The 22,459-nt window shown below is 67.9% G+C and carries 15 protein-coding genes; 11 read left to right on the top strand and 4 right to left on the bottom strand.

Going from position 1 to position 22,459, the window contains the following annotated elements:
* The first annotated feature begins 17 nt into the window (after positions 1-17).
* The 5 genes from OHA21_RS44320 (at position 18) to OHA21_RS44300 (ending at position 6,583) form a co-directional block, all read left to right on the top strand.
* The gene (locus OHA21_RS44320) at positions 18-1,550 is read left to right on the top strand and encodes a hypothetical protein (RefSeq protein WP_328465728.1); all 1,533 of its coding nucleotides are present in this window, start codon (positions 18-20) and stop codon (positions 1,548-1,550) included.
* On the top strand, positions 1,547-4,045 hold the full coding sequence (locus tag OHA21_RS44315) for a hypothetical protein (protein ID WP_328465726.1): 2,499 nt from the start codon (positions 1,547-1,549) through the stop codon (positions 4,043-4,045). Before OHA21_RS44320 ends, OHA21_RS44315 begins: the two co-directional genes overlap by 4 nt.
* A gap of 310 nt (positions 4,046-4,355) precedes the next feature.
* Positions 4,356-4,880 (top strand): hypothetical protein, encoded by a 525-nt coding sequence (locus tag OHA21_RS44310; RefSeq protein WP_328465724.1) that lies wholly within the window; start codon positions 4,356-4,358, stop codon positions 4,878-4,880.
* Between the two features lie 114 nt (positions 4,881-4,994).
* Positions 4,995-5,705 (top strand): hypothetical protein, encoded by a 711-nt coding sequence (locus OHA21_RS44305; RefSeq protein WP_328465722.1) that lies wholly within the window; start codon positions 4,995-4,997, stop codon positions 5,703-5,705.
* 305 nt (positions 5,706-6,010) lie between these two features.
* Complete coding sequence (locus OHA21_RS44300) at positions 6,011-6,583, top strand: hypothetical protein (protein WP_328465720.1); 573 nt, start codon at positions 6,011-6,013, stop codon at positions 6,581-6,583.
* A gap of 400 nt (positions 6,584-6,983) precedes the next feature.
* On the opposite strand, the gene OHA21_RS44295 is transcribed toward OHA21_RS44300, so the two are convergent.
* Together OHA21_RS44295 and OHA21_RS44290 are read right to left on the bottom strand one after the other, a co-directional pair.
* Positions 6,984-8,771, bottom strand: a complete 1,788-nt coding sequence (locus OHA21_RS44295; RefSeq protein ID WP_328465718.1) for a putative bifunctional diguanylate cyclase/phosphodiesterase — start codon at positions 8,769-8,771, stop codon at positions 6,984-6,986.
* A gap of 447 nt (positions 8,772-9,218) precedes the next feature.
* Positions 9,219-10,454, bottom strand: a complete 1,236-nt coding sequence (locus OHA21_RS44290) for a helix-turn-helix domain-containing protein (RefSeq protein WP_328465716.1) — start codon at positions 10,452-10,454, stop codon at positions 9,219-9,221.
* Positions 10,455-10,642: 188 nt separating this feature from the next.
* Here OHA21_RS44290 and OHA21_RS44285 point away from each other — a divergent pair, with 188 nt between their 5' ends.
* Both OHA21_RS44285 and OHA21_RS44280 read left to right on the top strand, forming a co-directional pair.
* Positions 10,643-11,476: a hypothetical protein gene (locus OHA21_RS44285; RefSeq protein WP_328465714.1), complete on the top strand. Its 834-nt coding sequence runs from the start codon at positions 10,643-10,645 to the stop codon at positions 11,474-11,476.
* A 182-nt stretch (positions 11,477-11,658) separates the two neighbouring features.
* Positions 11,659-12,636 (top strand): hypothetical protein, encoded by a 978-nt coding sequence (locus tag OHA21_RS44280; RefSeq protein ID WP_328465712.1) that lies wholly within the window; start codon positions 11,659-11,661, stop codon positions 12,634-12,636.
* 67 nt (positions 12,637-12,703) lie between these two features.
* On the opposite strand, the gene OHA21_RS44275 is transcribed toward OHA21_RS44280, so the two are convergent.
* On the bottom strand, positions 12,704-13,183 hold the full coding sequence (locus OHA21_RS44275; RefSeq protein ID WP_328465710.1) for a hypothetical protein: 480 nt from the start codon (positions 13,181-13,183) through the stop codon (positions 12,704-12,706).
* A 23-nt stretch (positions 13,184-13,206) separates the two neighbouring features.
* Between OHA21_RS44275 and OHA21_RS44270 the strand changes: the two genes are divergently transcribed.
* From OHA21_RS44270 to OHA21_RS44255, 4 genes are read left to right on the top strand one after another with little or no spacing between them, the layout of a single operon-like run.
* Positions 13,207-14,823 (top strand): hypothetical protein, encoded by a 1,617-nt coding sequence (locus OHA21_RS44270; RefSeq protein WP_328465708.1) that lies wholly within the window; start codon positions 13,207-13,209, stop codon positions 14,821-14,823.
* A complete protein-coding gene (locus OHA21_RS44265) occupies positions 14,820-15,617 on the top strand; it encodes a hypothetical protein (protein ID WP_328465706.1) in 798 nt (265 codons plus the stop codon). The genes OHA21_RS44270 and OHA21_RS44265 overlap by 4 nt, the downstream gene beginning before the upstream one ends.
* A 16-nt stretch (positions 15,618-15,633) precedes the next feature.
* Positions 15,634-20,100, top strand: a complete 4,467-nt coding sequence (locus OHA21_RS44260; protein WP_328465704.1) for a hypothetical protein — start codon at positions 15,634-15,636, stop codon at positions 20,098-20,100.
* Positions 20,097-21,155, top strand: a complete 1,059-nt coding sequence (locus OHA21_RS44255) for a Wadjet anti-phage system protein JetD domain-containing protein (protein WP_328465702.1) — start codon at positions 20,097-20,099, stop codon at positions 21,153-21,155. The genes OHA21_RS44260 and OHA21_RS44255 overlap by 4 nt, the downstream gene beginning before the upstream one ends.
* Positions 21,156-21,253: 98 nt before the next feature.
* Here the strand turns inward: OHA21_RS44255 and OHA21_RS44250 are convergent, their stop codons facing one another.
* Complete coding sequence (locus OHA21_RS44250) at positions 21,254-21,883, bottom strand: hypothetical protein (protein ID WP_328465700.1); 630 nt, start codon at positions 21,881-21,883, stop codon at positions 21,254-21,256.
* Positions 21,884-22,459 lie beyond the last annotated feature (576 nt).

Below are 22,459 nucleotides of genomic sequence, written 5' to 3'. Positions count from 1 at the left end.
ACAGGGGGTACGGGAGAATGACCGGCATGTTGGTGGCTGGGGCGGCGTGGTCGGCGAAGGCGGACAGTCCGGAGGACACAGGGCGGCAGCCACTCGCGGTGGAGGCGGTGACGGCAACTCACGCATCCGAGCTCGTGCCGGCGGTAATCACTACGACGCCGCACGCGCGTTATCTTTCACTGCATGCGCGGGTCGCCGTCGAAGCGAACCGACGCGGGTGGTCCCGCGGTGACGGGCCTGCCTTCCGGCGGCTGCTGCGCCGGTGCGAAGTGGTCCTGGCGGCCGTCTCGTTGCACCACGAGGCCACCGATCGGGACGGGCACCGGCGCCGCGCAGGATGGCGGCGGCCGCACGGTGTAAACACCATCATCCAAGTCTTGGACGGCTCCGGCGCTGTACATCTCGATCAGCTGTCACGGGATTACAGCACGGTCGCTGACGGCTTCTTCGGCACTTACGGCGGTATCGAGGCCGCGCTGGGATTGATCACGCCTGGTGTGATCCCGCAGCCGGGCCCGGCCGCGGACCCCCAAGCGCTGACCGCCCTGGATCAAGTTGTCGAGCTCGCACAGGGCAAGGAGGTTTTGAGCGTGGCTGACCTGGACGAGGCTGTCGGTCTCTGCCTGTGCCAGGCGAGCGCGATGCCGGACGGCGAGAACCTGCGGCAGGCGTACTTCGGTACCGACGCACCCGATCCGGAACTGGCCGCCGTGCACCGTGCCAGCGCAGCAGTTTTGGCCGCAGCTGTGCGGGGATGCCCGGTCGACAGCAATATCGACCTGCTGATGGACCGTTTGTGCTGCTACACCCCGGACCTGGTGCAGTTTCTGGGCAGCTCAGACCTGGAGGAACACGCCTTGCGCTGGCGTGGGGCGTTATTGCGCAACTGGTCGGTTTGGGCGTGGCGGATGCTGTGGGCAAGACTCGTCGCCCCGCTCACCAGGCCGGGCACGCGTGAAGAGGCTGCCGGCAGTTTCGTCGACACCCTACCGGCCATCCTGGTGCGGCAAGCGCTGCGCGAGGACCTCCCGCCAACCATGGATTCCAATGGTGTGCTGCAGCCGGCAGAACACGACCTCAACGATGAGGTTGACCGCGACGGCGGTGACTGGCCTGTGCTGCAACTGCTGCGGCTGCTTGCCGTGGGTGCCCAGCGAGCCGGCGAGCTCGACGGCGCCAGCCGGGAAGCGTTCCTCCGCTACGACCAGGCCGGCATGGGACCAGAATGGTTCCGTAGCTGGATCGACGACCACGCCGACATGCCGCTGCCGGACGCGACGCGGGCACTGGCGTTCGGGTTGTTCAACCGGGCGGAGAAAGTGAGCCGGGACAAGATGCAATGGACCCGCACGGGACTGCGGATGCCCACACGGCTGCGCGTGGTCGGCGACCGACTGCGACTGGAAGGACGCGAGGGCAGTGCACCGGCATCACTTCGCCTGGACACCTTCGCCAGTGTGTTACTCCAGCTCGGCGTCCTCGAACTCACCGACAACGGCACCGCCTGGGAACGGGGACCGTACAGCATCGAGTCGGCCAACCACGCATGAACAACGACCTGACCGGAGCGCCGCCGCCGCGGCTCCTGCACGAGTTACCGATCACAGACCCCGAGGAAATCCTCGTCCTCACCTACACCAGCGACCTGCCGTTCTTCGAAGACGTGTGCGTGCGACAGGCCCGCGCCCGCGGCGCGCGCGTCACCATCGTCTACGACGCCGGGTACGTCGAGCCGGGACTCGCCGCAGGAGGTGGACCGATCACCGACTACGTGCCCGTGCCGGTGGTCTGCCGGTCCGGCGGCGCATTCCATCCCAAGCTGCTGGTGGCCGCGTCCGCCACCGAAGCGCTGATCTCGATCGGTTCCGGGAACGCGACCTCAGCGGGATGGCACCACAACGCCGAAGTCTGGACCCACCTGCGTATCGACGGCCCGACCGTCCCCGTCCTGGTTGACGACCTGGCTGCCTGGCTTCGTCGGCTGCCCGACCAGCTGTGGATGGAGCCGCTCGGCAAGCAGCGGCTGTACCGCGTCGCCGACCTGCTCACCACCCGCCCCAGCCAGCGGGAACCGAACGAACCCCGTCTGCTTACCAACGACCGTGCACCGATCGTGGATCAACTACCCTCACCGGAGGGCCGCGTTGACCGGCTGGGGGTCGCCTCGCCGTTCTTCGACCCGCCCGCCGACGCACTGACCGCGCTGCTCACCAAGCTGCAGCCCGGCATGCTCGACGTCCTGCTGACTCGTGATGCCCAGGTTGACGCTGGCCGCTTGCGGCGGGTGTTGGACCGGGTGGGCACCGTACGCGTCATCCAGCCCACAACGTCGCGCTATCACCACGGCAAGGTGCTCGAGTGGTGGTCCGGTACCGGCGGTGTTCTGATCACTGGCAGCGCAAACTGCACCCGAGCCGCACTTCTGCGGTCGATGCACGACGATCGTGGCAACTGCGAGCTGGCGCTGCTCCAGCAGATCACCGAGTCGGTGCTAGACGCGGTCGAGGCGAAGGAGACGGACCTCGACGAACTGCCCTTACGCACACCGGAGCGAGACTCGGATGCCGCCCCGGCCGTCCGAGTGCTGACTGCGCAGATTCTCACCGAACCCGACCGGATCGAGATCACCGTTCTGGTGAACGCGGGCCCGGTGCCCGACACCCTGATCATCGACGTGGCAGGAGAACTACACACCGCAGCGCGCACTGCGACGAGCGAAGCCATTCACACCTATCGGCTCGACGGCGACCCACGCTCGCTGTCACGGACGGTGACCATACGGAGCAGCGACGGCATCCTGCTCGGAACCGCGCTCGTCACCGACGTGCACAGCGCGTTGTCGCGGGTGCGACATCCATCGCCGCTGGAACAGCAGTCACTTCCCGAACTACTCGGTGACGACGTACAGATGCAGGCGTTACTCGACGCACTGCGCAAACTCGCCGAAGTTGTACCGCCTCGACCCGACGATGAAGAAACACAGCTTCCCCGCCGGCGACGCCGCGCCCGGGTAGAAGAGGACATCCGCCGCATGGTCGGGTCCGCACTGTTGAACCTGGCCCTGGGCCGCGACCGCAAGACCACACCACCGGGCGGCCAGGACGACGGCGAACTCAAAGGCGACGACAACCCCGTCGACCGCACGGCCCGGCAACAACCGACCGCCAAGAACGCGACGCCCTCACTGAGCGCGGCAGCTGCGATCCAAGCCCAGACCGAGAATCAGCGCAGAAGGGCACGCGCCTGGTTCCACCGGCTCGTCGAGGAATCGAACGGCTGGCCGTTGGCGGCGCAGCTGGCGTCGTACCGCAGTCTGTTGATCGCTGTCGGGGGCGGCCTCTGGCCGCACCCGCAGGACTGGGCCTGGCTTGTTCACGACGGGTTGAATCACCTTTGGACCACCGAAGAGGAAGAAGCCCTGGCCGAGGAGCACGCCGCTCTGGCCGCCGTCGGACTGCTGGCGCTCCGCCACGGAGTGCTTTCCCAGCCGGACGACCCGGAGCTGTTCGCCGGATTCGAGGACTGCCTCGCCGACTTCCGAGGGTGGAAGGAGTGGGCGCTCGCGGCGACGCAGGAATCGATCGAAAAGTACGCGTACCAGCTCAGCGGCTACACCCTCGGACCACGATTCACCGCAGTCAACATCCGAGCCGACCTGGCGTGGCTGCTGGATCACGACGCGATCGACGACGCCCTCGACCGCCTCGATGACATCGCCGACGCGGTTTACCGAACCGCCGACGGCACCGTGGTGATCCAAGCCAGGAAGGACCCGAAACGGACCGTCATCGACGCGCTCGACCGGTTACGCGACTTCCCGGACACCCACGTCGTCGCCTACTCCAACGGTGAGGCCCACGGCTGGTGGAACGGTCGACGCCTACTGCTGGCCTGGCCGACCCGTACCGGATTGCTAGCCTCGGTATGGCGCAACCTGTTCCTCGGTGTCGCCGGCTACGCCGGCAACCGGCCATTGCCGGCCCCTACAGGAACCGCCCTCGTCAGCAGCCCCGACGAAGCATGGATCAAGCTCGGCTCCGCGTGAGGCTCACACGGTGCACCACGAACCGGTCGACCCCGGTCACCATCCGGACAACGGGCTACCACGTCCGGCGCGCGCCGCCCGCATAGACATCCACGTCACGCCGACGGTGTTCTGGCCCGATCCGGCGACAGGGCTGCAGGTAGCTTCCGAGACCTAACCTGAGGCATGCCCGGTCGGCAGCGATCCGGCTCACAAGGCGAGCGACCAGCGGGCCCGGTAGCAATCCGGTCCGTTCCCACTCGGACCCCGCCGGCCACCCCGCCGGACCGAACACGGCTACCATCAAACGTATGTTCGATAGCCTGCGGTAATGGAGCTCCCCGCCGACTTCACTGACCGCGTTCGGGCACTACGCGACCCGGAGCGTTTCCGGCGAGAAGTGCTCGACATGCTGCACCACCAAGAGCAGATCGACGCACGCCAGCCTGCCGTCGAGAAGCAACGACGGGCGTGGGCCGCATTGGAGCCCGAACTGGCGCGCCGATACGCCGACGCGATCGCCGCCCCCTGGGCTCAACTGCTAGCCCTTGCCCGGCCGACTCCGCAGCTGCTCGCTGAAGCCGCGGCCGCCCGCGAACGTCTCCAGCGCCGGATGGGCGGCGCTCCTGACGCGTTGGAGATTCGAGCACTGGTCCGGGTCGACCGGCAACGCAACGCCGATCGCATCGCCAGCACCCGTGAGCGGGAGAAGATTGCCATCCGGAACCGTCTTGCTGCGGCCGGCCTGCCGTTCCTGCCAGACCTCTTCCTTCCTGTAGACCGGCCAGCCGAGGAAGCGGCTGTTGACCCAGGACGAGAGACTCCACCTGGTGCGCGTCGGGATCGCGGCAGGTGATTCCCTGTCGGGCCACGAACGCGGGCACTCCAGGACCCGCGTGTAGGTGGACGCCCAGCACCCACTCGTGAGGCGACCGGCCGGAAACAGCACCCCGAATGCGAGGATCGTGGCATGGTCACTTCGCTGGCGGATCATGTTGTGGACACCGGCTACGGAAGGCTGTGGGCGGTACAGCTGGACGACGGCCGGCTCGGGTTCACCGGCCAGGTGACCGTCGCTCCCGGCGAGTCACCCGCCGAAGTGACGGTCTCGGTCGACGTCCTGGTCGTCTGCGCCGACGACCTTGCCGACATCCGCCCTGCGGGCGGCGCCGGCGTCCACGTGCGGGACGCGGCTACCCTGCCCGAGGAGATCAGCGCCGCGGTCCGGACCGCCGTCGTCGCGTACCTGCACTCAGCACCGGCCAACGAACTGCTGCTCGATCACCTACGCAACATCCTGGACGACGTCAACACACTGATCGCCCGACACGGCGACGACCGGTCCGGGCACGCCCGGGCGTACCGCGGCGAGGCGATGTACCGGGCCGCCAGTCTGCTCACCGCCAACCCCGAGGTCCTCGAAGTCGTCGACCGCATGGCTAACGAATGGCAACGCTCCCCGGAGGAGCTCATCGAATCAGCGCAGCAGATCCTCCACCGGCAAGGTTTCCAGCAGGGATATCAGGAAGCTGCAGCCAGCTACGCAATCGCCCTGCTCACCGACAGATACGGCAACGCCGACCCCGAACTCGTCGACGCGCTGCGCCAACACACCATCGAGCAGATCACCGCCCTGATCGGCAACGCGGCAAACGCAGAGGAACTCGCCGCCGCACTCTGACAACGTCTACGCACCTCGTGCGGCCGGTACAGCGGTGAAAGCCGCGTACAGCCAGCGCTGGCTACATTGAGGCGGCACCCGCCGCCGAACCCGAAAGTGAACAGCTACGAGCTACCCGGACGACGCGAGACGACGAGGCGGACCGGCCTGCACCGAATACGAGCCTTCAACCACCGCAGATTTCATCGCCACAGTGCGGTGAAATCGTCCCGCCAAATCCGCGCGGTGCGACAGCTCAGTACACTCCACGAACCAAGAATCACCCCGGTCGTGTAACGACGCGCACCCCCGTACCAGGAGCACCAGTGCGAACGCTCGCCCGCCCCGCTGCCCTCGGCGCCCTGCTGCTCACTCTGTCCGGTTGCGGCAGCCCCGAACCCGCGAACCCGCAACCGGCCGGTTCGACCACGGCCGCCGCAACGACAGCTGCCGCTGGATTCGGAACCGCATCCGCCGACGCGGAAGCCGCCGAATCGAAAACAGGCAAGATCCACCTCAAAGCCGGCGAGAAGGCCGAAGCGGCCGCCGAAGGCACCGCTATCGAGGTCACCGTCGCCGACCCGAAGGCCATCAAAGCGCCGGACGGCTGGGGTGACGGCAACATCATCATCGCGACCGTCACGTACAACCTGCTCGACGGGCAGGTGGAGTACGACGAGACCGCGTTCACGCTTGTGCTTGCCGACGGCGAACGGATCGACGCCAGCACCGTCGCCAGCGATACCGGACTGCCCGGCCGGGCACTTGGCTCCGGCCCGCTGACCGCACCCGACAAGGCCAAAGGCCTCATCACCTTCGATCACGACACGAAGTCCCTCGACGGGTTGCGAATCCAATGGACCGCGAGCCCGGCCGGGTTCACCTGGACCCTCAACTGACCCAAGGCCGGCAAGACAAACCGCAGAGTGGCGGCCATCAGCCGGTGGTCGCCGGCGGCGCGTCCCAGCGCTCGCAAGTCGTGCATCATCTTGGAGGCGCCCCGGGAGTCGGTCTGCGAAGGCTGCGGACACGGCCAGATCCGGGTGGTCGACGACGAGGTGCCCACCGACACACGACCCAGTGCACCGGCCGGCAGCACCGCCGCATCGGCGTCAAGTGCAGCCGCAAACCGTGCGGAGCATCCTTGTCGGTGAGCCGCCGGGGCGGTACGGGCGGCCGTCACTCGATCACACCGCCTGCTCCGGCGCACCGACGCCGCGGCCAAACGACGCCGGAGCTGGACGCCGTCCGACCTGGCACCACAGCAACCCGATGTCCAGCATGAGGTGATCCTGATCGTCACCGGGGCTGTGCGCTGCCCTGTCGGGCATACAGCATCGCGGTGATTGCCTCGGCAGGTTGCGGACGGGCGTGCCAGTACCCCTGCTGGACGGTGAAGCCGAGTTCGTCGAGCAGGCGGCTGGCGTGTTCGTCTTCGACGCCTTCAGCAACGCTGTCGATGCCAAGGCGGGCGGCGAGGTTGGCCACGGTCGCCACGATCGCGGCGACTTTGGGTTGGGCCAGCGCCGCGATGAACTGCCGGTCGAGTTTCAGTTCGTCGACGGGCAGGCCTGCCAGAAGGGCGAGGCTGGTATGGCCGGTACCGAAGTCATCAATGCTGACCCGTGCGCCGCAGTCACGGACCGCGTGTAGCAGCCGGGACGCCTGCTGCGGCTGGGCTACCACCGCCGTTTCGGTGATCTCGACCGTAAGCAGCTGCGCGGGCAGGTCCCAGCGCAGTAAATGCTGCGCGATCCGGTCCGGTAACGCGTCGTCGGTCAGGCACCGTGCGGACACGTTCACGCTGACCGTCAGCGGCACGCCTGCGGACGACCAGACGCTCCCCTGCCGGATGGCCTCCTGCATGACGTGGTCGGTGATGTCGCTGATGATCGGGCTGTGCTCCGCCGCCGGCATGAATGCCGCCGGGCTCAGCAGCCCACGACGGGGATGGCGCCACCGCACCAGCGCCTCGACTCCGATGATGTGATGGGTGTGCCGGGCCACCTGCGGCTGGAAGAACACGACCAGTTCACCGTTGTCCAGACCGGCCCGCAGCTCCGCCTGCAGGTTCAGGTCTTCGCTGCGGGCGTCGTCCAACGCCGGGGACCAAAGCTGGAAAGGCCGGCCGTCGCGTTTCGCGGCAGCCAATGCCGTCGCCGCCCGGCGCAGCAGCAGCGGCGGCGCGCTGCCGTCCGCCGCGGCGATCCCGGCGGTGAACGTGACATCCACCTGGGCACCGCCCAACCGGTACGGGCCGTGCCGGCCAGCGAGGCGCCGGAGAATGATGTCCGGCAACTCGGCGCTGGCCGGCTGTGCAAGCCAGACGGCGAACACGTCTCCGGCAATACGCGCCAGCGGTGCCCGTGGCCACACCTGCTGCAATGCGCCGGCCACCTCACGTAACAACTCGTCGCCCTGGTCCCGGCCGAGTGCGGCGTTGACGTGAGCGAATCGGTTGATGTCACACATCACCAGCGTTCCGGCCCCAGACGGGTCTGCCGCGAGGGCGGCCCGCAGTCCCTGCTCGTTCAACAGGCCGGTCAACGGGTCGTGCGTCGCCGCGTACCACACCTGCCGGACCAGACGGGCCAGCAGCACGCTCGACGTGGTCATCGCAACCGCCAGCACGGTCACGAAAAAGCCGTTCTCCCGGTTCCCCGGGTCGGTGACCGTCAACGCGGCGCCGGAGATCAGCAGGCTCCAGGCCAGATGGGCGATGAACGCCGGACGGTTGAAGAACATGGCCGCATAGGCGGTCACGAACACCGGCAGAAACGCGAACGCCGCACTGTCGACACCACCGCGGCCAACTACGGTCAAGCAGCCCGCCAGCAGGGACATCGAGCCCGCCACGCCATGCGCGACGCCCTGCCGGATACCGGGTATCAGGGCGAGAATCACGGCGGCCACGCTGGCTACCACTGCGGCAGCCACCAGCGCGGGCTCGGTCACCAGCCAGCCCGGCATCAGCGCCAGCCAGCACACCATCGCGAACACGCCGGACAGGCAGGCGAGCACGAACCGGGCATCGCCCAGACGCCCGGAAGCCACTGCCGCCAAGCCGCCGAAGCGGTTCACCGCCACGCGGGCCGGCCGCCGTGACACTCCCGTTCCTGCCTTCAACCGCGCGACCTACCTCAATCCCACGCACACACCGGCACCGGACCGCCCGCGACTATGATCGGCTTCTCGTCGGCTCGGCTGAGCAGCAACACGCCCCGCGCTCGCGGCGGCACCCCAGCAGCCGTCTCGCCAGCACCCGAAGCGGCCGACTTCTCTAGGGCGACGGCCGAGCCGACGGCGCCGAAGGCGGCTACGAGCGGGCAGTGTCCGGCCAGCGCCGCAACCAGCAGGCCAGCGCCTCATGACCGGCGCAGCTCACCGGCATTGCCTCGAACGGAGGTCTTCCGGTCTGCGTCATCATCCGGCGGACCGTACATGCGTCGCCCGCCGCTGGCGCGATGAGCAGAAGCAGGGTCGTCTTGCCTGAAGCCGGACCTCCAGGACGCGGGCAAGGATCCGCGAGCGCTGCTACGCAGGTCCAGATTGATGCACGGCTTGCGGACGGTTCAGCCATCGATTCGTAAGGGACCGCACTGCCCGGGCGCGCGCCGCCCGACTTTCTGCTGCTGCGCCCAGGTCGTGGCCGAAGTACGCGCCGTATGCCGACGTGAGAACACCGCCCGCGGTGATGCAGGTTCCGACGACGCCCGCGATACCGAGAACCGACTCGTTCACGTTGGGCTGCACGACGTCGTGCACCGATATACCGCCGACGGCCGACAACGCTGCCCTGCCATGCGAAGCGACAGAGGCGGACCGACGCAGGTCCGGCCGATCAGGGAAAACGGTCGCAACCAACTGGCTTACGTCGACATCGCGTGCCGTCGCCGACCCGTCGTCGGTGAAACACAACCGCGGTGGCTCGCCGACGGTCTTGATCCCGGCCTCAGCCATCCGGTCGAGCAGCGTGGTCACACGATCGTTCGCGTCGCGCAGGAGATCTGCCGCGACCTTGCGGCTGACCGGCAGCATCCGCGTAACGTTCTCCCGCAGCGCGGCCTCGTCGAGCAGCAGGGCCACGCCACGCAGCAGCCGCAGGTCGGCATCGATGCCGGGCTCGAGAACATGCGCGACGGTGGCAGCTGCTTCGCACGTCGCCTGGCTCAGCGCAGCGTGCGCGGCCAGCGGTATGGTGTCGGGCGCCTCCAGCAGCCGCTGCGCAGCTTGCAGGTGACCGAGGGCGCTCCCGGTCGTCTCGTCCATGAATACCAGCACGTCGTGCCACAGACGACCTCGTTGCCCGGCCGGGTCGTTCGGTGTCACCCGCCGCCAGCGGTCATCGTCGGCCAGGAAGGGCGATCCCGGTTGAGGTGCACGCCGGTACTGCTCGGCTTCGTCCTGTGAAGCAACACGTTCACGTTCCAGCACCCGGACGATGCGGCGCACCACCAACGGCGTCGAGGAATCGGGCGTTTCGACGTCCCGGAACAATCGGTCGAGCGGGATTCCCAGCGCCCCGGCGAGCAAAAACAGCGTCCGGATCGACGGGATCTTCTTCGCATGCTCGACATCGATCAGGTACCGGCGCGAAAGTCCGCTGCGTTCGGCGATCTCGTCGAGGGTCATTCCTGTCGCACGGCGCGCGGCCGCGAAGGCATGCCCGAAAGCCTCCTTCGGGAAGGGAGGCGGCTGACGGATCACCACGTAAGACAATCCGGGCAAACTCTGCGTGTCAGTGATCTGCAGAGCACCGAAGTTGCGCATACTGCTGCCTGTCGGCAGCTTCCAACGGTTCAGTCAGGTTCTGATCATTACGCCCGCATCGTCAACGACCCGGCGAACTGAGTCATCGGCCGCCGACGGACACGACATTCCTTCATCGCCGCGCGGCCGGGGCTGGCTGCGCGTCCCGGAGATCACCGCAGACACTCGTCAACACGTCAGGAGAGAGCATGGAATCCTGCACGGACACCATCCGGTTCAACGGGGAACGGTTCCGCAGCATCCGCCAAGCTCAGTGGGGCGCTTTCTTCGACCACCTACATGTCCTCTACATCTATGGCGTGGTCAGCTATCACCTGCCAGCAGGCCTGGTGTACACACCCCATTTCTGGCTCGTCGGCCAGCGACTCTGGTTTCAAGTCGGGGAAGAGGACCGCCACGACGACGACTTCGGCAGGTGGCGCACGTTCGCGTCCGCGATCCGGTCACGGCCGTACGGAGTCAAGGTCACCTACGCACCCGGCGCCAACGGCCACGACGACCCCTCCGTAATCCTCGACAAGGACTGGCGGCCGCTGGAGAGCCTCTACAGCATCGGCGGCATCCCCGACCCGGCGACGATGACAGCAACCGGACCCTCGCCGGCTTCAGCGTCGATGCAGACCTTAGGAGTCGGCGGCTATCAGTGGACGATCTGCCCGACGTGCACAAAACTCGACGCCGACCGCAACGGTCGCACGAACCATCTGCGGTGCGGACACGGCAACCATCGACGGGCTGAAGATCCCCAGGCCGATCATCCCCGCCTGCTCGACGCCTACCGATTCGCTCAGCGAACCCGCCCAGCACACGCCGTCGGCCGCTGCCTGACCTGCGGCGAAGCAGTCCACCGCGGAGATCTCATTCTGCCAGGCTCCCAGACCGGCCAGCAGGAAGATCATGCTCATTGCCACCTGCCCCGCGCGCACGACCGCAGCGGACCCGGGCAGCCACCTGCACGCCCGACCACCCGGCGGCCACCCGGCGGTCCAGGCCGCGCGGCATCCAGGCACAAGCGGCGATGACATCCGCCCGGGCCGGCAGGCATCACTCGACCATGGCCACCTCCGTAAATGAATCTGCCGGTAAGCGGGAACCGGGAGGGCCATCCAGATGCCGGCATCCAGTGCAGGTCGACCCCGACACCCGGTCACCCGAATAGGGCATAGGCCATGATTCGGTGCTCTCCAGAGCACCGTTCGCCGGTATGGTGCAGGTCAGCCGCGGCCAATCGCTGGCCCTTCGCCTGATCGGCGTCCCGACGACTCTCGGGGTGACGCCGCCGGACGACCGCACCTCCCCAGCCAGGGAATGGCACTCCCCGCCAGGGAATGGCAGATGGTTACCCGAGACAGAAGGCTTTCCATTGAACGACCTACCAGTGCGCTTCACGGGTGTCGATTTCCCCACCATCGTCCACGCCCGGTGGGCGTTGTTCTTCGAGGACCTCCGGATGTCCTGGCAGTTCAGGCCCACGACATTCGCGTTGGGCGGCGGGCACGTCTACGAACCGGACTTCTGGCTGCCGAAGCAGCGCACATGGTTCCAGGTCGGGGATCCGGATTACCTCGACGACGACTTCCGCCAGTGGCAGCAGTTCGCTGCCGCCGCCGACGAGCAGCCGTGCCCGGCACGGGAGCAGTTCACCACCGGGATGAGCTGCCCTCAGCACAGCTCGCACTCCGATCCCCCGCTGCCGGAGGAATGGCAGGCCCGCCGCCTGATCTTCACAACGGGTGGTGCCCCGGACCCTGATCGGATCACACCGACCGGACTGCAATGCTGCGGCCGCCACGGCTCCCTGTACAGCTGGTGGAGCCCGCACTTCGAGTGGACTGCATGCCCCGAATGCGAACTCGTCGCAGCCGAGGAGAACGGTCGTGTAGATCATCTATCCTGCGGCCATCGCAGTGCCACGGCCCATCGCGCGGATGCGCCGCAACTGCTCGCCGCGTACCGGCTTGCCCGCCAGGTCATTTCCGCGCAGCTCGGCGGGACCTGCGCGCATTGCACAACGCCATTGAACCGAGGCGACCTCGCCGGCGCCGGACGCGCCGTCAAGGGCCGGCGCTGGTACCACGCCGACTGCCTCTTGGCCGCTCGCCGCCGCCGTTACCAGCTTCTGCAGGACCGGACCGAAAACGACGATCCAGACGACAGCACAGGCGAACTACTGGCCGGCTGACGGGCTTCCATCTGTCCTCATCCGCGCAGCAGGCCGCCCCGAAGTCGAAGCCTCGGCCCCCATGGCGTCATGGCAGAGGTCCGGCCAGGCTGCCTACCGCCTCGGCGTAGTAGAGAGACTCATCGAGGTGGAAGGCGATCTGCCGAACGGACCAGGCGCCATCTTGCCGGGCGTCGAGTTCGGCGTCCGAGAGTTGTTGGAGCCGAATAGTGAAGACCTGCGCCAGCCGCGTGAGTCGGCTGTTTGCTTCATCCAGATCCTCGGAGGTGAACGGTGCGAGGTCAGCGGGTGTGGTGATGGCGGATGCGTGCCAGTGATCCGGAATCGTAGGTACGCCAGCGATCAGTGCCTCGATCTGGGCCAGATGGTCGATGAGATGGTCGGTGACGCGCCGGATGGCCTTGTGTGGGCTGTAGACCCGGTCATCCACCACCCGCGGCTCGCCATCCCATCGCGTCCAGGTCCGGGCCAGTTCAAGAACCTCAAGGACCATGCCAGTCACCACTTCGGCGGGGTCACGGGCATCGGTCACGGGGGTGTCGGACATCGCGGCTCCATCGTCAGGTTCGGGTGCCGAGATGGTATCGGCGCCGACCGACAGTCTCCGGCTCTTGTGATTCCGAGCCGCCCGGTCCCAGAAGAGGATTCACAGGTGAGACGGTTATGTCAGAGCCTGCCGGTAGGGTGCCGGGCGTGCCACAGCCAGCAACAGATGTCGGGTTCGCGCAGCGCGTGAAAGCGTTAGCGTGCACCGCGCCGCTCCACGACCTCGACAGTCGCAAGACGCAGGTACAGACGGCGGACTTCTCCGTATACCAGATGAGCGAGCTGGCGCTGAACGCCATCGACCTGGTGACCTTGGCGATGGACTTCGACGCTGGTGCGCCGCCGGAGAAGGTCATCACCGACCTCGCCGTCTTTGCCGGCCGGCAGGCCCCGGACCGAAGCGACGCCGAACACGTGCGGGTCGCACGGTGGATCCTGGAGAACCTGCTGAACGTCGGCTCGCTCGACCGGGGCTTCCGTGCCGTGTACGGCATGACCACAGGCGACGGCAGCTACAGCCGCTACGAGTTCGACTTCAAACTCCTGGAAGAAGTGCCCGCCGCGGACGGCAGCATCTTCCTGCGGGCCACGAACGAGGCCGTCAACGTGCTGGTCGGCGCGCTCGAACTCGACATCGAATCCGCACAGATCGCCGCTGACCTTCGGCTCGAGACCCTCATCCGGCGAGGCCGGCTGTCCGACGCCCAAGCCGCAGCGCAAGCCGCCCGGTACCGGACGATCCAATACGGCGAAAAACTGCGGCAGCGGCTCGAAGCGACCGAACGTGACGTGCGAACGGTGGACTGGCTTACCGAGATGCCGGAGTTCATTGCCGAGGCGGTCGAGCACATCGCCGCCCGGTACAAGGCGGAGAACGCAATCCTCGTCAACATCACTGAAGTTCGCGACACCGCCGACACCGCGCCGCGCAAGCTGCAGGCCGCGCAACTGGTAGAAGTCGTGCGGGACTGCCTGCGCCGGCACGAGCAGCTTCAGGCGGCATTGCAGGGCGCCGGCCGGCGGTTCCGCGCCCAGCAGGACCGGCAGACGTTCGCGCCGGGCAGCGCGGTCGCGGCGCTCGACCTGCACGCACAGCTGCTAGTCCCGGTGCTCACCCTCGCGGTCACCGACGCCGACGAAGCTCTGAACGCCTACTTCGCCCGCAGCACCGGCGTGAACGTGCCACCAGCGGTGCGGCTGCTGGACCTGTTCACCGCTCTGGTGACCCCACCACCGGAACGAGAGCTACTCGGCGGGGAACTCGACGAACCGGAAATCGACGAGGTGCCAGACGAGCCTCCGTTTCCCGCCGAGTGCTACGACCTGCTCGACGACCTGCTCGACCTGGACGTCGACGCGCCACGGCGGCTGTCCGGGCTGCTGGAGGAGGCGCGGACGCTGCACCCGGACCTTCCAGGCCTGGTCGTCGTCCGGGTCGTCGCGCTGGCCGCGCAGGAGATCAACCCGGCTCTGCGGCACAAGCAGCCGACTGTGTTCATCGCCGTGGACGACGGCACCACGCTGGACGACCCGGAGTTCGGCGGCGCCGACCTGATCGTCGCCCGCGCCGCCATCGAGCCGGTGCCGGCCGGCGACCATGCCGGCGTTGCCATGTCTGTCTCGGAAGGGGTTCCCGTATGACGACGACCGCGCAGCTGACAGCGGACGCCGCCCGTCTGGTCACCTACGGACTGCGGCCCAAGCTGGTCCCGGCCCGCGACGACACGTACCGCGACCTGGTGACGCGGGCCCGCACCGACGACGAGTTCGCCGCAACGGTCCAGGCCGTCGCGACCGGCATGGACCTGGTCGTGATGGAGATCAGCGACCGGGCCGGGATCGTGGTCGCCTCGACCGAGGAGAGCATCTTCGCCGTCAGGATGACCGAGTACGCCCGCCGGACCGGCGGGGAAGGCAGAGCCTCCGAACGGGTCCTGCACGCCCTTGCCCATCTGGGTGCGGCAACGATGGCCTTCCCGCGGCCGGCGGATCTGGGCAACGAAACGTACCTGGGGCGGATCACCGTCGAGGGGGTTGAAGCGTTCGTGCGGGAAGCCGCCAGCCGGCTGGCTGAGGCCGCCGCCCAGAACGATGCCGCGGACACGGTGGCCGGCGAGCCGGGCCTGGAGGCGGTGTGGCGGGTGTACACCCGCCGCAAGCAGACCGGCAGCACCGGCGACGGCCGGAAACTGTCCACCAGCACGACCGGGATCACCAACAAGGCACTGATGTTCTTGGCCGATCAAGGACTGCTGGTGCGGACCGGAGACGAACGCGGCGGCACGTTCCGGACCACGCCGCGGTACCGCACCCAGGTACGCGAGGCCGGTGTGGTCATGTTCGACGAGCTGCTGCGTCTCGGGATCACCGAGATCAGCGACGGCACCGCCACCATCGCGGTCGGCTGGACACCCGAGTCGCTGACCGGGCTGTAGAGGAGCCAGAAGAAACATGTACGAGCTCAACCGCATCCGGCTGTTCGGCGTAGGACCGCGTGGCGCCCGGTACACCGACGTCACCCTGGACCTCTCCGGTGTCGGCGCCAGCGTCGGCGGGCAGACCGCCCTGTTCGGGGCACCGGTCCGCCGGCCCAGCCCTTACAGCCTGCTGCTGCTCGAGAACGGCGGCGGGAAAAGCGTGCTGCTGAAGCTGCTGTTCTCGGTCGTGCTGCCCGGCAAACGCAACACGGTCGGCGGCTCGGCCGCCGTCATGGACAAGTTCGTCGTCGGTGACGACGCCGCGCACGTGGTTTTGGAATGGATGAACGTGCGCACCGGTGACCGGGTCATCACCGGCAAGACACTGCAACGCAAGCGCGGCGGCTCGGCCGCGGAGAAACTCGCCGAGCACTGGTGGTCGCTGCGCCCGCACCCGGGCGTCGAGATCGGCACCCTGCCGTTCACCACCGACGGCCGCCGGATGCGCCTGGACGGGTTCCGCGACACGTTGCAGGAGATCGACCGGACCGCACCGGTGACACAGCTGACGTGGGTCGGCTCCGAGGTCGGCGGTTGGGCGGCGCATCTGCGGTCGATAGGCATCGAACCGGACCTGTTCAGCATCCAGCGGCGGATGAACGCCGACGAGGGCGACGCAGCGACCGCGTTCAAGTTCAAGTCCAGCCGCGAGTTCGTCGAATGGCTGCTCAAGGTCGTCCTCGACCCGCAGGACGCGGTCAGCGTCGCCGAAAACTTCGACAGCTACGCCCGCACCGTCGGTGACCGGCAGGCGATGCTGCTTGAACGGGACTTCGCCGACGGCGCCGTCGGATCCCTGCGGCCTGTCGGCGCGGCGCACGACCGGCACCGTGCCTCCCGTCTGGCCCGGGAGACCGCCGAATCCGAAGGCCTTGCTCTGCTGCGACGGGTTCGTGCCCGGGAGGCGGCTGAAGCCGACGCGACCGCCCGGCTGCGGGAACTCGCGAACGAAGCCAGCGCGGCCGCCACGTCACGGGAAACGGACCGGGACCGGGCCCGGGACGTCGTCAACGAGATCGGCCGTCAGACCCTCGTCCTCGAACATGCGGCAGCCATCGAAGAGCAGCGGCAGGCGACCGCCGACCGCGACGGGGCTGACGCCGATCTGCGCGCCTGGGACCTCGCAGGACTCCTTGAACGGAAGACTGCGGCCAACGTGTTGGCCGCCCGGTTCGCCGAAGAGATCGTCCAGGCCGAAGAGACGGCCTTCCCGGCGCTGCAGGCCCGGGACCGGGCGGCCGGTGACTTGTTGAGGAAACTGAGCGCCGAGGTCGCCGCCGCCCGCACCGAACAAAGCAAGCTCACTACCCTGTCCGCGGAACTTCTCGACCGCGCCCGCGAGATTGATGGTGAGCGAACCCAGACGATGCGGGACGCGGAACGGTGGCGCTCCGAGCAGTCGGCGATCAACACCCAGGTCACCGAAAGCCGACAACAAGTGGAAGCCGCGGTCGCCGAAGGGCTGCTCACCGCCGGGCAGCCGGTCGGGCAGGCTGCCGCAGACGCACAAGAGGCGGCGGTAGCCGCCGCCGTCAAACTCAAGGACCTGGAGCAGGCAGCCCGCGACGCGCAGGCCGCTGTCCGCGAAACCGGAAAGCAGGCGCAGGCCGCCCACAACGAGCTGGTCGCCACCCGTGGCCGGCACGCCGACGCAGCCCGGAACCTGCAGACGATCGTCGACCGGACCGTGCCACTGACCAGCGACGAGGTCGTCCGGGCGGCCCTGTCCACCGACACCGTCGACGTCGACCAACTCGACGAGCACATCGACAACCTGATCGGGCAGCTGCATGACGACGCGGCGTTGCGGGAACAACACCTCGACGAGCTGCGCGCGGCACACCGCGACGATCAGCGGCTGCTCAACGCCCTCGGTGACGGCGGTTTCCTGCCACCACGCACCGAGGTCGAGGCCAGCATTCAAGCCCTGCAGGCGGCGGGAATCAGCGCGCACCCAGGCTGGCGGTACCTGGCCGACAGCGTCGCCGCCGGCGAGCGTGACGAGATCATCACCGCTCACCCGCACCTCGCCGACGGTGTCATCATTGTCGACCCTGACGCGCTGCCGGCGGCCCGCGACATCCTGACCGCCGCCAGGCTGCTCCCCGCCGCCGCAGTAGCCGTCGGCACCGGTGAGCGGATGCTGACTGTCACCGGTGGCACCGACGCCCGTGGGCTGTTCGTGATCGAACCGAACCCGGCCCTGTTCGACCCGGAAGCCGCCGAACAACGCCGTGAGCAGCTTCGCGAAGCAATGAGTGCGCGCGGCACCGAGATCCAGAACGGTGCCGCCGCCCTGGCCCACCTCCGGACAGTGTCGACCGACCTGGTCGCCTGGCGCCGCGACTGCCCTCCCGGGCGGCTGGCTGAGCTCCGCGAGGACCTCGCCTGCCGGGAAACAGAGCTTGCCACCGCCACCGAAGCCGACAAAACGTCCCGGGAGGCGGCGGAAACCGCCGAAACCGCCGTCACCCGCATCGACGGTGAACTGACCGAGCTGCGCACACTTGAACGAGGTGCCGCTGACCGGTCCGCTACCCTGGCTCGGCTCGCCCAGGCTGTCGCCGCCGTCGACAAGCAGAAGCAGCGGCTGCCCGAACTCGCCGCGTGGATCAACCTCGCAGACCAAACCGAACGTGAACTGACCGAGAAACGCGACCAGGCGCAACATCAGGCGAGCGAGGCGGCCCGAGCCGCCGACCGGGCCGCCGACCGCGCCGAACGTCACCGCACCGAAATGCGCGGCATCGTCACTTCCACCGGCGAACACGCCACGCAGATCCCCGAATCCCCGGTCGGTGAGCTGCGGTCCGCATACCAAGCCGCCGCGGCCACCTACGCCGCCGTCGAAGTCGGCCAGGACATGCGTGCCGCCGCCGATGCCGCCGAGAACGAAGCCGCCCGGCTACGCGCGGAAGTCAGCCGCCAGGACACCACCGACATCGACCGTGCCCAGCAGCTGCTCGCCACCCCCGACGGTGCCGACGAAACCGGACGACAAGCCGCGATCGCCAGAACAAAACGGGAACGGGAACGGTTCAACAGCGCCGTCACCGCAGCGAACACCAAGGTCGGCGAACTCAGCAGCGAGCTGAAAGCCGCTACACCTGAGAAGAGCACCACCTGGATCCACCTGCCCGACAACCGGCGTCCCACCAGCGTCGACCACGGCCGGCAGCTGCTGATCGCCGCAACCGCCGACCATCGCAGCGCCCAGCAACGGCATGAGGAAGCTGTCGCCCACGCCGCCGACCTGGTCAGGAAAGTGAACGAAGCCGGCGAAGCCGCACGCGCGTTCCGGGAGGTTCTTGCACCCCTGACCGCCATCCTCGACAACCCGCCCGTCGACCCCGGCGACGCCACCGAACCGTACGAAGGAACCCCGGACGCTGCCGGCACCGCCACTGGCCGGGTCCAGGACGCGCTACGCACCGCCGCGACGGCCGAACGTGAAAGCCGCAACGACGTGAGCCGGCTCGTCGACGTCGCCGTACGCCACGCCAGCCAGGCCAAGTTCGAAACGATGACGAACGTGTCCCGCCGCGCGATCGTCGCCCTCGACCGTGATCAGCTGGCTGCCCGCGCGGCCGAGTTCGCCACCCAGCTCGAGCAGCGCCTCGCGACGCTCACCACCGACCTCGACACGGCGGGTCAGCACCGCAAACTTATCGTCGATCGGCTCGCCGCCCTCGTCGTCGGCGCCCTCAAGACGTTGCGGACCGCGTCACGGCTGTCGAAACTACCCGCGGGCCTCGGCGAATGGGAGGGCAAGGAGTTCCTGCGGATCAGGTTTCCCGAACCCGACCCGACCCTGCTCGCCGCCCGCGTCGGCGAAGTCATCGACGACATGTCCACCGCTGCCAGCACCCGAACCAGCGCCGGCAGCGCGCCCAAACGTGACGGGATGACACTGCTGCTGCGCAGCATCGAAGCGGCCGTCCCGAAAGGCTTCACCGTCGACATCCTCAAACCCGACGCGGTCCTGCGCGACGAACGCGTACCGATCGAGAACATGAACGAAGTGTTCTCCGGCGGACAGGAGCTCACCGCCGCGATCGTGCTCTACTGCACGATGGCTGCGCTGAGGGCTAACGAACGCGGCCAGATGCGCACCAGGCACTCCGGTGTGCTGTTCCTCGACAACCCGATCGGCAAGGCCAGCGCCGAGTACCTGCTCGAGCTGCAGCAGGGCGTCGCCGCCGCCCTCGGCGTGCAGCTCGTGTACACGACCGGCCTGTCCGACGACCGGGCCCTGGCCGCGTTCCCGCTGTGGGTGCGGATGCGTAATGACGCCGACCTGCGCGCCGGACTCAAACACATTCGCGTCGCCGAAATCGTCCGCCGGCAGCTCCCCGACCCGTTCACCGAGGCCGAGGCGAACCCCGACGACATCGCGCCAGGAACGATCACCGCCACCCGCGTCTTCCGCCGGCCAACATGACCAGCCCCGTCGTCGGCAACTCGCTGACCCCACGCGCCGCACGTCTGGCCGCCGAACTCGAGACATGGGGCCGGCGCACGATCACCCTCGCCGAACTATGGACCCTGTACGCCCGCGCCGACCCGGCGTCGGCAACCCGTCCAACCCGGCGCGCCGACCTCGCCGCCGCCGTCACCGCACTGGCCGCCGCCGGCGTAGTGACCGCGTCGAAGACTCTCGACCGGACCGTCGCTCCCCCGCTGCCGGCCCGGCTCACCCTGCCCCCACCTACCACATCCGTGTCCGCCGCTGCCCTGGCACGATCGGTGCCGTGGCGGCCCGAACTGGCCTGGGCGGCCACCGCACGGCTGACCGTCGGGCAGGTGAGCCTGCTGCAGACCGTCAACACCTGGCTGCGTGATCGCGGCCGCGACACCGACGTCATACCCGTGCGGGAACGCTCGCTGGAACTGTTCGGCTACGAGAAAACCGTCGACACCCTCAGGGGAACCACCCTGTTCGCGGCGGGCCGCCTGACTCTCACCCTGCTGCGTACGTTCCGAGCCCATCCGCCGTTGCCGGTCCGCCGTGTCGGCGACGGCCCGATCCTGCTTGTCGTCGAGAACGCCGACACCTTCGACACCCTCCGCAAAGCTCTGAACACCACAACCCACGCCGTCGGGCACATCGCATGGGGTGCCGGTGCTGCGTTCGAAGCGTCCGTGCTCAGCGTCGGTGAACTGCCCGACGTCCACGACATCGCCTACTTCGGCGACCTCGACGCCGACGGCCTGCGCATACCCGCATCCGCTGCCTTGACCGTCGCCAGCGAACACTTGCCGGCCGTACGGCCAGCTCACGGCCTGTACCGGCTGCTCATCGAACACGGCATCCCGCAACCAGGGCAACCGCCCATAGACGAGCAGCGGGCAACCGACCTCGCCGGCTGGCTCGACGATACGGCCGCCAGGCCAGCGCAGGCCCTGCTTACCGGGGGATCACGCATCCCGCAGGAAGCAGTGTCAGCCAAACTGCTCACCAGCGTCACCGGCGATTGGCTCGCTGACCTGAGCTAACACTCGATCGACGCGGCAAAGCATGCATCACGGGCGCAGGACACTCCGCAGCTACTGGCATGTAACCGGACGAACGACAGACTCCCACGCCTTAGCGACTACGCCTCGATCGCCTTCCGGATCTGCGCGGTCGGCTTGTACGTCCCGGTCTCGACCCGTTCGATGTGATCGCGAGTCAGCATGCGCTCGAGCGCCTTACGCAACGCGGTCTTCGCTCGGCGTTGCACATCTGCGTCCCACGCCGTGTCCACCAACTCATGAATCAGGTCTTCCACCGGCCACGCACGGCTGCCGTTCTCAACCATCAGCACAGCGACACGGACCGTCCACGGGACGCCAGAGTCCCCCCGAGACAAACTTGGAGTGCGATCCTCTTCCTCTACTTGATCAGACGACTGACGCACATCTGCGGCATCCACACTATCCGGCGCTGAAGGCGACGGTGCCCGGCCAGAACGACGGCGGCCAGATGGTGTCCCGCCAAGAGCTGACCCGAGGCCAGCACGCGTGTCCGTGCTCTGTTTCGGCAGATCAACAACATCGTGCGACCGATCAGCCAGATACTTCTCACGCAACTGCACCAAGAAGGCCATCTTGTCGCGGACTCCGCCGATCCGCTCCTCCAGCGCCGCCTTCTCTGCTGCGAGAAGGTCCAGCTCGCCCGTCAGCTGGTCGATCTCGCCTTGGAGGAAGTCAGGGAGTGCCCTGCTGGTCAACGCATCCGGCATGCGAACACGTTAACCGCCTGTTCCAGTAGACACACCCTCGCACCCGCGATGTCGCGCTAGCGGAGGCACGCCGCGAACCGAAATCACGGTCCATCCCCGCGCCTGCAACAGCGTGACCTGCTCAAACGCCATAGACACGACCGGGACGTCCACAAGACACGACCGTTGATCGCCTCAAGCTCAAACCGAACACAACCGATGGGCGTTTTCGTTCGCAGGCAGGTTCTGATGATGGAAACCCGACTGGCCGAGCCGTCCCGCACCGGATTGACCAGTCCCCACATCGGTTGTCTCGGGAAGGCAGTTGGCTCGGCCCCCTGACCCGACATCCGCAGCGTCGTACACACAGGCTGCCCTGATCTCGTCAGCCGTCCAGGGCAACGCGTTTCAGCGGGCTGCGGCAGCCCAGCCAACGGATCGCCGGCGCATTGTCCGCGGCGGCGGTCTGGATGTGACGCCGTACGCCTGGCCGGTGCCCCTGCGTGGCACGTACCTCCTGAGCCGCTGGGCTGCGGAGCCGGACCCCATCGGTGCCGCACAGTGGCAGAGGGCCGGCACCGCAGCCGCAGCTTGTCA

The organism is Actinoplanes sp. NBC_00393, assembly GCF_036053395.1.
GTDB lineage: Bacteria > Actinomycetota > Actinomycetes > Mycobacteriales > Micromonosporaceae > Actinoplanes.
This window is presented reverse-complemented; position numbering and strand designations above follow the sequence as displayed.